Raw genomic sequence first — 12638 nt, forward strand, 5'->3', positions numbered from 1 at the left:
TCGTTGACACAACAGTCGGTCCTGGCCGCCGACGCCGATGGCTGGATCGTTCCACAGCCGTAGCTGCACCAACTGTCAGACGGTTGAGCGGGCGATGACGGATTCGATTTCCTGTAGGACTATGCCTGCGCCGTCTTCCTCAGCTAGTTCGGCGGCTACCCGGGTCAGGTTGGCTCGGAGTTGGGGATCGGTGGTGGCGGTTTGGATGGCGGCGGTTAGCCAGTCGGGGGTTAGGGCGGGTTGGCGGGTGGTGGCGGCGGTTGCGCCTAGGAGGTTCAGGCGGTGGGCCCAGAATTGTTGTTCGGGGATTTCGGGGACGGCGATGGTGGGGACTGCGGCGCGTAGGGCGGCGGCGGAAGTGCCTGCGCCACAGTGGTGTACGGCGGCGGCCAGGTGGGGGAAGAGCCAGTCGTAGGGGATGTCGCCCAGGGGGAAGATGTTGTCGTCGGCTACGTTGAGGCCGGTCCAGCCGGCTTGGACTATGCCGCGGACGCCGGCTCGGCGTAGGGCGGTGCGGATGATTTCGCCCAGTTCGGCGGTTCGTTGAGCGTCGTTGATATTGCTGCCGAAGCTGACGAAGACGGGGGCGGGGCCTGCGGCGAGGAATTTCAGCAGGTCGGCGGGGGGCTCCCAGTCGAGGGGGCGGGCGGGCCACCAGAAGCCCGCGACGTCGATGCCCTCGCGCCAGTCGATGGGGCGGGGTGCGACGGTGGGTGAATAGCCGTGCAGGATGGGCCATTTCGCGGCGGTGCGGCGTCGGCGCAGTTCGCGGACCGATGTTTTGGGCAGGCCGAGTTGGTGCCGGAATTCGCGCACTACCGCGCCGTAGCGGCGGTCTACCAGCCAGGCGCCGATATCGGAGGCCAGCCGATTTCCGTAGGGGCCGAGCGACCAGACGCCGGCGACCGCGGGCGGGTATTCGGCTGTGGCGCAGGTGGGTTGGAGGCGCAGGCCGATGCTGGGTATCCCATTCGCCTCGGCGAACGGATGACCCGCGAACTCGGCGTAGGGGGTGAGCAGCAGCAGATCGGCGGGCTCGTCCCGCAATGCCGCGAGCAGACCCTGGCCGATAACCCGGAAGCCCGCGGGCGTATTGAACGCCGCCACGGTCTTGCGCTGGACCTCCGCGTAGTCGCCCTCGAAGCCGAAGTTCAACTCCATCAGTCGAAATCGGAGTCCGCACCCTTGGATCAGCTCCGCGAAGCTTTCATGCCCGGCGATGACGACCTCGTGTCCGGCCTGCTGGAGGCGGGCGCCGAGGCCGGTCAGCGGTGCGACGTCTCCCCTGCTGCCGATGGCGACAATCACAATCCTGCTCATAAACTCTCCCGTTCCAATGGCCAAGAGCCACACCGGATCCTATCGATCAAGCTCGAAGTCGGCATGGTTTACGCTGAGCGCCAAAGGAATTGGGGGCTTCCCTCGCACAGACCGCGCGGTGCCCGACGGACGCCGAGACGGAGATACCGGGCCGCCTACTCCCTCTTATAGCCGATTTCCATAAAACGAACCGCAGACTCGAATTCACCGAGTCGAAACACTCCGAACCACACCGGCGAAACAGTGAATGCCGATGCTTCACCCGACCCGTGAAGTTAGAGGTAATTGGTGTGAATTCGGGAGATACCGCGTGGGTGCTGGCCAGTGCGGCACTGGTCATGCTTATGACGCCGGGCTTGGCGTTCTTCTATGGCGGCATGGTCGGCGGCAGGAGCGTGCTGAACATGCTCATGATGAATTTCGTCGCGCTCGGTGCGGTGACGACGCTGTGGCTGTTGTACGGGTACAGCGAATCATTCGGCTCGGATGCGTATCAGGGACTGATCGGCGGACTGTCGCATGTGATGCTGCGTGATACGCACGGCACGCTGTCCGGGCCGGCCGGGCATCAGATTCCGACCATGGCGTTCGTCATGTTCCAGCTCATGTTCGCGATCATTACGACCGCGCTGATATCGGGGGCGATCGCGGGGCGGGCGAAGTTCTGGGCGTGGGTGGTGTTCATAGTCGGCTGGACGACGGTGGTGTATTTCCCTGTCGCGCATTGGGTTTTCAGCACGACCGGGTTCACCGGGACTGATGATGCCGGGAATTCCTCGGATTTGGGTGGCTGGATTGCCAACCGGCTCAAGGCATTCGACTTCGCGGGCGGTACCGCGGTGCATATCAACGCGGGTGCGGCGGCGCTGGCTCTGGTTTTGGTGATCGGTGATCGGCACGGCTGGCCGCGTAGTATCGCGCGCCCGCACAATGTGCCGTTCACCCTGCTCGGTGCCGCGCTGCTGTGGTTCGGCTGGTATGGCTTCAATGCCGGATCCGCTTTGACCGCAGGCGATCTCGCGGCGCTGGCCTTCACCAATACCACCATCGCGACCGGTGTCGCCTCGCTGGCCTGGATCATTGTGGAGCAATTGCGTGACGGTAAGCCGACCACATTGGGTGCGGCGTCGGGCGCGGTCGCCGGACTGGTGGCCATCACTCCGGCCTGCGGATTCGTCGGCCCCTCAGGCGCTTTGGCGATCGGTGTCGCGGCGGGTGTGATCTGCGCATTGGCTGTCGGCCTGAAATTCACCTTCGGCTATGACGATTCGCTCGATGTGGTCGGCGTGCATCTGGTCGGCGGCCTGGTGGGCACGCTGCTGGTGGGCGTCTTCGCCGATGTCACGGTGAATCCGGCGGGCGGTAACGGCCTGCTGTACGGCGGCGGCTGGGCACAGTTGGAGCGGCAGTTGATCGCCGCGTGCGCCGTACTCGGCTACTCCTTCGTGGCCACGTATATCGTCGGCTGGCTCATTCATAAGACCATCGGTTTCCGGGTCGATCACGAGGCCGAGGTGACCGGCATCGACGAGGCCGAACATGCCGAATCCGCTTACGATCTGGGCATTTCCGCGTCGAGCGGTGCGCCTATCCGATCGGCTGTTCCTGCACCGATCCGCGCAGACTGGCGTCATTGATATCCAGGTACAGCACCCGCTCGGTGATCGAGAGTGACGCGGTATTGCGCCGATCCAATACCGCCACAACGGAATCGATGAATTCCCGGTCGAAGCTGTAGAGCGGAATCGCCTCGGCCCGGTGAATCTTCTTGCCCGCCAATTGGGCCAGCACCTTCACCGGATCCCGATGGGTGTAGATGGCCGCGCGCCCGGCCAGTTTGCTGCCGCGATGTACGCGCTCGGCGTCCGGCGCGCCGATCTCGATCCAGGCGGTGATCTGCCCGGTGAGATCGCGCACCAGTACCGCGGGTTCATCGGCGGCGGAGACCCCGCCCTCGCTGAAGGTGATGCCCTCTTCGTATTCGAGCAGATACGCCAGCAGCCGGGTCACCATGAACTCGGCCGATTCCGACGGATGCCGGGCCACCCGCAATTCCAGATCCTGGTAGACCCCGCGATCGATATCGGCGAGCTGGATTGCGAAGGTGTGCATCGTTGCGCTGAGGGCCATAGTGGCTGCAGCTTATCCGGTGGTGATGGCCGGAAGAGTCACCACCTGACCGGCATAGGCCAGGCCCGCGCCGAAGCCGAGCAGCAGCGCGGTGTCGCCGGGCTCGGCCTCGCCGGCACGGAGCAATTGCTCCATAGCCATGGGAATGGAAGCGGCACTGGTATTGCCGGTTTGGGCGATATCGCGGGCGATGGCGACCGAGTCCGGCATATGCAGGGTGCGGGTGAGCGCATCGGTGATGCGGCTATTGGCCTGGTGCGGGATGAAGGCGTCGAGGTCGTCGACCGATACCCCGGCGCGATCCAGGGCGTCGCGGCATGCCTTCTCCAAAAAGGTTACGGCCCAGCGGAATACGGCGGTGCCGTTCATCCGAATGTAGGGCCGCTCGGTATGTCCGCCCGCGGCCTCGGCGGCGGCGACCTCGGCGAAGTATCGCGCGAAGTCCTTGTCCTGTTTGATGGCGTCGGTCTGGCTGCCGTCCGACCCCCAGGCGACCGGGCCGATGCCCTCGACGTCGGAGGGTCCCACGACCACCGCGCCCGCGCCGTCCGCGAAGATGAACGCGCAGGTCCGGTCGGTGGGATCGAGTAGATCCGAGAGGCGTTCGACGCCGATGACGAGCACGTGCCGGGCCTGGCCCGCGCGCACCAGATTGGCGGCGTTGGCGAGCGCGTAACAGAAGCCCGCGCAGCCGGCGGAGACGTCGAAGGCGGCGGTGTCGTGCATGCCGAGTTCGGTGGCCACGATCGCACCGGCGGAGGGTCCGAGCACCATCTGCGAGGAGGTCGCCAGGATGACGGCGTCGACCTGTTCGGCGGGGATATTCGCGGCGGCTAGCGCGTCGCGGGCGGCGGCGGTGCTCATGGCGACGATGGTTTCGTCGGCCTCGGCCCAGCGGCGGGCTTCGATACCGGAGCGGGTGCGAATCCATTCGTCCGAGGAGTCGATGCGGTCGACGATCTCGGCGTTGGGGACGACGCGGCGGGGCCGGTATACGCCGAGGCCCAGGGTGGTGGCGTGGGTTACCGGGGTTGCGGTGGCGATCTGCGCGGTCATGGCATCCTCTCGACATGAACCGATCGGTTCACATGGATAGGTTTAACATGGACCGATCGGTTCAAGCAAGGGTTGGAGGAACTTCCATGACGGCGGGACCGCGTGCTCGATTGATCGCGAGCACCATCACGACGGTGCAGGAACACGGCGTGCACGCGGCGGGCCTGAGTGAACTGCTCAAGCGCAGCAATGCCTCACGCAATTCGCTGTATCAGCACTTCCCTTCGGGCAAGGGCGAATTGGTGGAGGCAGCGGCCAGGATTGTGTCCAGGGTGGTGTACCAGCACGTCAGCCGTATGGCCGATGCCCTGCCCGGCGCCCCCTCCCCTGAACGCTGGCTGGAGGATCTGCTCGCCTTCTGGCGCGTGGAGCTCGAGACCAGCGATTACCACGCCGGATCGTTCATGATGGCCGCGGCGCTCGACGAACTCGATCCGGCGCTGCAATCCACCGCAGGGCAGGCGTTCAGGGAGTGGACCGCCCGGCTCGCCGACGGCCTGGTCGCGGCGGGCATCGAGCGCACGGCGGCGAGTTCGCTCTCCGGACTGCTGCTCTCGGTGATCGAGGGCGCGATCGTGCAGAGCCGCGCGCTCAAATCCAGTCATCCGTTCGATGACGCGAGCACCCAGCTCGCCCTGCTGCTACGCCACCATTTGAAAGCGGACTAGCGAATCGCCTTGCGCAGCAAGGTGAGCCAGCGATGCACGGGCGGCCGCAGGTCTGCCAGACTGTCGGGCGTCCCCGCCTGCAGGCCGAGCAGCGAGCGGGTGCCGTGCAGGCGGTCGAACAACAACCCTTCGAGCAGGCTGATCGCATTGTGCGCGGCCTGCTCGGCATCGGGCGCGCCGAGGGCTTTCATCAGCGCGGTGGCCGCGGGCAGTGAGAAGAGGCAGCCCGCGAGCGCTTCACGCAGGGTCTGGTCCGCGGCGGTATCGGCGGCCAGCGCATACCGGGCGAGCGCGTCCCGGCGGCGCGGCCCCAGCAGCAGATCCAGTTGCCCGGCCATGAGATCGGCGGCCGAATCCACCGACGGCGCGCTCGGACCCTGCGATTGCTGCGCGGCCAGAAACGCCTGCCGTGAGGTAGTGGCGAGGTGAATTACCGCCGCCCGCAACAGATCCTGCCGAGTCCGGTAGTAGTACGAGGTCGATCCGCGCGCGATTCCGACCCGATCGTCGATGGCATGATGCGTAACCGCCCGATTCCCGCCCTCGGCGGCCAATTCGAGCGCGGCCGCACAGATCGCCGCCCGCCGACCCGAGCTCTCGGAGGTCCCCCGCTTTTGAGTCGGTGCGGATGCGCTACTGCGAGCCATCGCGGCCCTTCCCTCCGATGCCGCCATCTTCCTCCACAGTTATAGAGGATTCCTCAGCTCGGGGCTGCGCCAGCGTTGTGGGTCGAGCATGCGCAGGCCGCCGGCGGCGGGTTGCCAGGCACCTGCCACCCAGGCGCTGCCCGCCCAGTGCATGCGGTTCACCCAGCTGGATTGTGGGACGGTGACGATTCTGCCGTGATACTGGTCCAGTTCCAGCGCGCAGGCGGAGGCGACCAGGTAGGGCGCGCCGGGGACGGAGTCGGGGGCGGGGAGTCGGTCGCAGACCTGGTCGGCGGCGAGGGTGAGGTCGGCGGCAACCACCGTGCCGATGGGGAGCACGGCGACGCGGTCGGCGTCGACGTGGACCGCGACCACGGTCCATTGCAGGAATACCGCACCGTCGTCGTCCTCGATAGGCTCGGGATACGTACCGCCGCCGGTGTTTTCAATGCTGTTCATCACGCCCCCTGGGCGGATTCGAGTGTCGGTCGAATCGCCGGAGTTCGGAAGGGTGCACGCCGGACCCGCACCGGCCACTGGAACTCACGGGTCGATACGGGACCGAACCGCTCTCATATTATCGCGACAGCATGTCCGCAAACGTAAAACTCTTTGCCACACAAGTAAACTCATGGCGCTAGGGTTCGAGTCACGCCGGTCGGCATTCGCGGCCGAACCGCCGCCGCCACGCACCATCGACCGCACGGTCGCCGCGATCACGGCCTGTTCCAGCCCTATGCCCACCAAACGATGCCGGCCGCGCCATGCTCGCGATCGCCGGGGACCGCTTCGTCATGACCGAACTGCGCATCGGCCGTCCGGCGGCGCGTAACCGCCTGCACTGAAAAGGGATTCGAGCCCGCGGCCCGGATTCCGTTCGGGTACGCGAACAGTGGGTGACGATCGCGGAAATACATTGTGCTGCTCCAGGTTCGCTTCGGCGGACGGGACGACGTCCGTGCCGTGCGCAAATCGACCACCGGGGTCCGGAGCAACTCGAAGTGCGGTACGAAGTTTACCCCCGGGCGTTCCGCGGGGCATCCGTAGCGGGCACCCCGCCGAGGGTCCGCACTATTTGCGGACCTGATGCTCCAGGATGGCTTCGAGCGTGACACCATGGTCCACCAGTGCGCGCGAGACATCGGCCAGCCGCTGATTGGTATCGCGCGCGTATTTACGCAGCGACCCGAACGCGGTATCCATATCGAGATGCGCGCGCTCGGCGAGCATGCCCTTCGCCTGTTCGATGACCACGCGGCTGTTCAACGCGATATTGAGTTGATCGTTCAGCACCAGTGAGTCGGCGAGAATGCGCGCGTGCACAATGCCGATGGTCGCGAAATCGGCCAGTGCCTGCCCGATCCGCACCTCATCGAGTCCGAGCACGCCCGCGCGAGTGGTGAACAGGTTCAGCGCCCCGATCCGGTCGTTCCGCAAGCGCAGTGGCAGGGCACAGACCCCGCGGAATCCTTCGAGGGCGGCGCGCTCGGCGAAGGCGGGCCAGCGCTGGGTGCCGTGTTCGAGATCCTCGACCAGCACCTGTTCGCCGGTCCGGTATGCCTGCAGGCAGGGCCCGGCGGCGGATTCGACCTGGAGCAGTTCGAGCAGCCGGGATTCCTCGGAGGTGGAGGCGAAGACCTGCAGGTCACCGTGCCCGTCGGCCAAAAGCAGTCCGGCCGCGTCGGCGGGTAGCAGATCGACACTGGTGTCGACGAGCTCCTGGGTCAGCTCCACCGGGTCGTAGTCCACCACCAGGGTGTCCACCATGCGTACCAACGCGGCGGTCAGCGCTCCGTCTCGACCTGCCATCCTCCACTCACCTCTTCTCTCGTCAATCCTATGGGCGTGCCGGGTCGGGCGTGTCGGCGCTAGGGAACCGGTTCCGGGTCGGGCTCGTGTTCGGATGGGAAGCGCAGTCGGCGCGCGACCACGGCGGCGGCGGTCTCGCCGAGGGTGGCGCCGGTGGCGAAGGCATGTCCGACCAGCCTCGCATAGGCGGCGGCGGACGAATCCAGTTGTACCGCAACCATTCCGGTGGCCTGGTGGATCTCGCGCGCGGAGACCGACTGTTCCCACCAGGGTCCGAGCGCGAGCCCATCGAGCTCGCGCCCGCCATTGCGCGAGGCCGGGGTCAGGGCGGCCAGCAGCACCGTGGTGATCACATCGGCGATCCGAACGGCATCGGTATACGCCTGGACATCGCGGATCACCGGGTCCGCGCCGACCAGGTCGAGGAATCCGACCCGGATCGCACCCAGCCGCAAGGGAATCGAGCAGATCGATGAGAGCGATTGCGGCAGCCGGTCCCACTGGGCCAGTAGCGGCCAGCGGCCACCGGTGACCGCGCTGCCGAAGTCGGGGACGCGAATGGGGATGCCGCCCAGATGCGCGTCCGGGCCGGGACCCTCACCGACCGCGGCTTCGGCATCGGCATCGGCATCGGCCAGTCGTCCCGCGGCCCCGCCCACCGCGCCGAGTACCTCCCACCGACTGTCCGGCATGGCGAGGGTGAGTGCCGCCGCCTCGATCGGCAGCACCCGAACGCAGGCGGCGCAGAGGCGTTCGCCGTGCACCGAGGCGGAATCGGCATCGGCGCCGAGTTCGCGCAGTACCGCCAGGAATTGAGCGACCACGGTGTGCGGCGGGTTCACCGGAAACCGCCGGAGCAACGCCCTCGGTCGACCACCATCGCCGGCTCCCGTCCGCGTTGCCGCATCACGGCGGCTGAACCGCGGTGTATTCGCGCCACTTCATGCCAAATGGGGCGAACCACTCGGGACCGTGCGGGTGACGGCTTTCACGACCCCGCACTGCGGCGTTGCGCGGTGCGCCAGTATTGCGGGTCCAGCATGCGCAGGCCACCTTCGGCGGGCACCCATTCGGTGGCGATCCAGGCGTTCTCACCCCAGTTCATCCGGTTCACCCAGGTCAGTTGTGGCACGGTGACCACGCGGCCGGCGCGCATATCCACTTCGAGGGTGCACGGCGAGGCGACGAGGTAGCACGCGCCGGGAATCCCGTCGGGAGCGGGCAGGCGTTTGCGGACCTGTCCGGCGGCCAGGTCCAGGTCGGCGGCCATCACCATGCCGATGGGCAGTAGCCCGACCCGGTCGGCGGTCACGACGACGGCCACCACCGTCCATTGCCGGCAGTCGGACTCGTCCGAATACTCGTCGGATATGGCTGTGGCGCAGGCCACGGAATCGATCAGCCGCGCATATTCGGTGCGGGCTCGGGGGACGAATCCATCGGATTCCACACCGTCGCCGGTGTTCTCGGTAGCGCGCATCACGTCCCTCAGGGCAGGCTCGATCAAGTTGTCGAACCGCCGGGGTCTCGAGCGGTACAGTCCGGAGTCACCAGAGCCGCTGGTTTTCCACGGGTCGGACCGAACCGAAATCAGTCTATCGCTGTAGTATCTACGCCGATGTAAAACTCGTTGCCGCACAAGTAAACTCAGCTCACACCGGTCGGTATGCGGTGGAATATCGCATACCGGATGTTCGCGCACCCGAATAGCGGTCGATACACCACGACCGAACGGACCGCGGCCCGGGAGGCCATTAACTCGTCCGGCAGCCGACGCGATAACTTGGACAGGTGATGAAGGATTCCGTAACCACAATGGCAGGAGCATGGCGGGCAGGTGACGGCACCGCGGTGCCGTTCCGGGAGGCAACCGTGGCGTGGGCGCTGGCAGCGCACGCCGAATTGGCCGAAACCGCAACCGGGTACGGACATTTCGTCACCGTGAACGAGCTGGCCGAGCGCGTGCAGGAAGTCTCCGGCGTGCACACCAAGGCCCCGACACGCACCTGGATGGATGCCATTCTGCGCAAGGTGGCCCGGCGCTGCCATAGCGCGGGTGAGCCGCCGCTGGCGGCGTTGTGTGTGCGGCAGAACCACACCGTGGGCGATGCCTATAAATATGTACTCGAATTGGCGGGGCTGCCGATTCCGGTCGATCTGGAATTGCATGCTGCCTATGCCCGTTGGCAGTGCTACGAGTTCTACGGGGCCGCGATTCCGGCCGATGGTGGTGTGCCGCCGCTCACTCCGAAGGTGGCGGCCAAGCGCCGGATGACAATCGCCACACCGCTGGTCGAGCCGAAGCCGGAGCAGGTGCGCGAGCGGCTGTGTGAGGAGTGCTTCATCCAGTTGCCCGCGAACGGCGTCTGCTACTTCTGCGCGTAATCACGCCGATCGAAATTCACCGTGCGGAGTCGGATCGCCGCGCATGCTGCGAAAGTCGCTGTGCCGATAAAGGATTCGGAGCCCGGTCAGGGATTCGGTTCATTGTCGGGCAGCGGATCGGGCATCTCCTCGAGGGCGGCGATCTGCAGGTGGATGAAGGCGGCTATGCGATGCCGGGCCGCGGCGGGTAGTCGAGCGATATCGGCAGCGGCGAGCGGATTCTCACCCAGTGGCGGAGGCGGCTGCGCGTCCGCCAGGTGAGGTGGCTCCGCCGCGGGCTCCCCGGGCACCACCTCCAGATGAGGACGCTGCGCAGACGCCGGACTGTCGGGCTCGTCCGGGTCGGCGGCGACGGCTGATCGCACCATGTCGTGACCATAACCCGTTCGCGAGCGACGCGTGAGGCGTTGGCGCACTTGAGCCTTCGCGATGCGGACGGTGTGAGCGCGAGTGTTACGCGGGGCGACCAGCGATGCTGTAGAGGTCTCGGGCCGGGCCGGTGAGGCGCTGTCCCTTGGGCCAGACGGCACGTAGATCCCGGTTGAGATCCAGACCGGTCACCTCGGGGGACACCAGGGTGCCGTCGGCGAGTTCACCCGCCACCGCGAGCGAACTGAGCACCGCCGGGCCGACGCCCTCGGCCACCGCGGTTTTGATGGCGGTGGTGGAGGAGAGTTCCAGCACCACGCTCGGCTGCCAGTCCGGGATGACGCGAGTCATGGCTCGCTCGAACGAGATTCGGGTACCCGAGCCCAGTTCCCGATAGATCAGCGGTGTCCGCGCGAGCTCCTCGGCGCCGAGTGCGCACCCCCGCGCCCAGCGATGCCCCGGCGGCACCACCACTACCAGGCGGTCCCGGGCCACCAGATGTGTCTCCAACTCCCCCGGCACCACCGGACTCTCCACGAATCCGATGCCCGCGCGCCCGTCCAGTACCGCCCGGGCGACCTCCGCCGAATTCCCCGACTCCAGCGCGAGCGACATCTCCGGCATCCGAGTCCGCAAGGCCATCAACCACTTCGGGAACAAATACTCCGCGACCGTCTGACTGGCCGCCACCCGCAACCGCGAATCCCGCTGCTCGCGCAGGGTCCCGATCCCGGCGTCCAGCCGCGCCGCCGCCTCCACCACATCCCGTGCCCACTCCGCGATCAGCGCCCCCGCCGCCGTGGCCCGCGACCCCAGCGTCGTCCGCTCCAGCACCGGCACCCCTACCAACTGCTCCAGATAACGAATCCGCGAACTGGCCGAAGGCTGGCTGATCCCGTGCGCCTTGGCCGCCCGCCCCAAACTCCCCAACTCGATCACCGACAGCAACAGCTCCAACGCGGCAAGATCAGGCACCCGAGGCGACAACGGCATAGACCCACCCTATGCCTGCCCGGCAAACCCACTCTCGAACCCCGCGAGTGTGCACTCAGGGCGGTGACCCCCGCGTGTCGCCCGCCATGAGTGCACGCTCGGCGGTCTTGCGGCTAGCTGCTGGACGCGCCTGCGAAGGGGATGGTGGCGGGAGCGGCGGGGCGGCGGGTGGGGTGCTGCCAGAGGCCCTTTCGTTCCAGGATCGGGAGGACGCCTTCACCGAACCAGTACGCCTCTTCGAGGTGGGGGTAGCCGGAGAGGACGAAGTGGTTGATGCCCACCCTGGCGTATTCGACGAGTCGTTCGGCGACCTCTTCGTGCGAGCCCACCAGGGCGGTGCCCGCGCCGCCGCGTACCAGGCCGACGCCCGCCCACAGGTTGGGGGCGATCTCCAGTCGGTCGGTGCTGCCGCCGTGCAGTTCCGCCATGCGGCGCTGGCCTTCGGATTCGCTCCTGCCGAGGGCGGCCTGTACTCGTTCGATATCGGCCGGGTCGATTCCGGCGAGGAGTTTGTCCGCGACGGCCCAGGCCTCTTCCGAGGTGTCGCGGGTGATGACGTGAATTCGCAAGCCGTAGTCCAGCTTTCGGCCGTGATCCACCGCGAGCCCGCGAATCCACTCCAGTTTGCGGCTCACCGCGAGCACCGGTTCACCCCAGGTGAGGTAGGTGTCGGCGTACTGCGCTGCGACCGGTCCGGCGGGACCGGAGGAGCCACCGAAGAAGACCGGCGGTACCGGGTCGGGATGATTGGAGAGCAGCGCGTTCTCCACCCGAATATGTTCGCCCGCAAAGGAAAACGGCTCGTGCGAGTTCCACAGCGATTTCACCACGTGCAGGAATTCCCCGGTGCGCGCGTACCGGGTCTCCTTGTCGGCGAAGTCGCCGAAGGCCGCCTGTTCGGCCGGTTCGCCACCGGTCACCACATTGAGCAGCAAGCGCCCCTTCGAGTGTCGCTGGAAAGTGCCCGCCATCTGCGCGGCCAGGGTGGGACTGATCAGCCCGGGGCGCAGTGCGACAAGGAATTTCAGTGATTCGGTGGTGCCCGCCAGCATGGCGGTGGTGAGCCAGGCGTCCTCGCACCAGGATCCGGTGGGGGTGAGCACCGCCTCGAATCCGTTCGTCTCCGAGGCCGCCGCGATCTGGTTCAGATAGTGCAGCGAGGCCGGGCGGTCACCCGACATGGGGGTGCCGTGCCCTCCGACCACCAGGCCGCGCGAGTCCCCGGAGGTGGGCAGAAACCAATGAAAAGACAGGCTCATTC

General features: G+C 66.8%; 14 protein-coding genes. 3 read left to right on the forward strand and 11 right to left on the reverse strand.

All coding sequences use genetic code 11. The features are described from left to right. Window positions 1–75 precede the first annotated feature (75 nt). Window positions 76–1320 (reverse strand): glycosyltransferase, encoded by a 1245-nt coding sequence (locus GFY24_RS17755; RefSeq protein ID WP_153806131.1) that lies wholly within the window; start codon window positions 1318–1320, stop codon window positions 76–78. 269 nt (window positions 1321–1589) lie between these two features. On the opposite strand from GFY24_RS17755, the gene GFY24_RS17760 reads away from it, so the two are divergent. After that, a complete protein-coding gene (locus GFY24_RS17760; RefSeq protein WP_309230980.1) occupies window positions 1590–2957 on the forward strand; it encodes an ammonium transporter in 1368 nt (455 codons plus the stop codon). Here the strand turns inward: GFY24_RS17760 and GFY24_RS17765 are convergent. Both GFY24_RS17765 and GFY24_RS17770 read right to left on the reverse strand, forming a co-directional pair. Then, window positions 2908–3450, reverse strand: a complete 543-nt coding sequence (locus GFY24_RS17765) for a YaeQ family protein (protein WP_153806132.1) — start codon at window positions 3448–3450, stop codon at window positions 2908–2910. The genes GFY24_RS17760 and GFY24_RS17765 overlap by 50 nt on opposite strands. A gap of 12 nt (window positions 3451–3462) precedes the next feature. Next, window positions 3463–4506 carry a beta-ketoacyl-ACP synthase III gene (locus GFY24_RS17770; protein WP_153806133.1) on the reverse strand — a complete coding sequence of 348 codons (1044 nt, stop codon included), beginning with the start codon at window positions 4504–4506 and terminating at the stop codon, window positions 3463–3465. Window positions 4507–4592: 86 nt separating this feature from the next. On the opposite strand from GFY24_RS17770, the gene GFY24_RS17775 reads away from it, so the two are divergent. Further along, complete coding sequence (locus GFY24_RS17775) at window positions 4593–5174, forward strand: TetR/AcrR family transcriptional regulator (RefSeq protein WP_153806134.1); 582 nt, start codon at window positions 4593–4595, stop codon at window positions 5172–5174. On the opposite strand, the gene GFY24_RS17780 is transcribed toward GFY24_RS17775, so the two are convergent. From GFY24_RS17780 to GFY24_RS17800, 5 genes are all read right to left on the reverse strand, one after another. Continuing rightward, on the reverse strand, window positions 5171–5821 hold the full coding sequence (locus tag GFY24_RS17780) for a TetR/AcrR family transcriptional regulator (RefSeq protein ID WP_153806135.1): 651 nt from the start codon (window positions 5819–5821) through the stop codon (window positions 5171–5173). The genes GFY24_RS17775 and GFY24_RS17780 overlap by 4 nt on opposite strands. 39 nt (window positions 5822–5860) lie before the next feature. Next, complete coding sequence (locus GFY24_RS17785) at window positions 5861–6280, reverse strand: hypothetical protein (RefSeq protein ID WP_153806136.1); 420 nt, start codon at window positions 6278–6280, stop codon at window positions 5861–5863. Window positions 6281–6892: 612 nt separating this feature from the next. Continuing rightward, the gene (locus tag GFY24_RS17790; RefSeq protein ID WP_153806137.1) at window positions 6893–7630 is read right to left on the reverse strand and encodes a GAF and ANTAR domain-containing protein; all 738 of its coding nucleotides are present in this window, start codon (window positions 7628–7630) and stop codon (window positions 6893–6895) included. A gap of 59 nt (window positions 7631–7689) precedes the next feature. Continuing rightward, complete coding sequence (locus GFY24_RS17795; RefSeq protein ID WP_153806138.1) at window positions 7690–8472, reverse strand: ANTAR domain-containing protein; 783 nt, start codon at window positions 8470–8472, stop codon at window positions 7690–7692. A gap of 146 nt (window positions 8473–8618) precedes the next feature. Continuing rightward, entirely contained in the window at window positions 8619–9113 is a 495-nt protein-coding gene (locus tag GFY24_RS17800) for a hypothetical protein (RefSeq protein ID WP_194852912.1), read from the reverse strand. A gap of 332 nt (window positions 9114–9445) precedes the next feature. On the opposite strand from GFY24_RS17800, the gene GFY24_RS17805 reads away from it, so the two are divergent. Beyond that, window positions 9446–10015 (forward strand): hypothetical protein, encoded by a 570-nt coding sequence (locus GFY24_RS17805; protein ID WP_153806140.1) that lies wholly within the window; start codon window positions 9446–9448, stop codon window positions 10013–10015. An 86-nt stretch (window positions 10016–10101) separates the two neighbouring features. On the opposite strand, the gene GFY24_RS17810 is transcribed toward GFY24_RS17805, so the two are convergent. From GFY24_RS17810 to GFY24_RS17820, 3 genes are all read right to left on the reverse strand, one after another. Beyond that, window positions 10102–10383, reverse strand: a complete 282-nt coding sequence (locus tag GFY24_RS17810) for a hypothetical protein (RefSeq protein WP_153806141.1) — start codon at window positions 10381–10383, stop codon at window positions 10102–10104. Between the two features lie 85 nt (window positions 10384–10468). Then, a complete protein-coding gene (locus GFY24_RS17815; protein ID WP_153806142.1) occupies window positions 10469–11377 on the reverse strand; it encodes a LysR substrate-binding domain-containing protein in 909 nt (302 codons plus the stop codon). 113 nt (window positions 11378–11490) lie between these two features. Beyond that, the gene (locus GFY24_RS17820; protein ID WP_153806143.1) at window positions 11491–12636 is read right to left on the reverse strand and encodes an LLM class flavin-dependent oxidoreductase; all 1146 of its coding nucleotides are present in this window, start codon (window positions 12634–12636) and stop codon (window positions 11491–11493) included. Window positions 12637–12638 lie beyond the last annotated feature (2 nt).

Origin of the sequence: Nocardia sp. SYP-A9097, from assembly GCF_009649815.1 — a bacterium.
In the GTDB taxonomy this organism is placed as follows: domain Bacteria; phylum Actinomycetota; class Actinomycetes; order Mycobacteriales; family Mycobacteriaceae; genus Nocardia.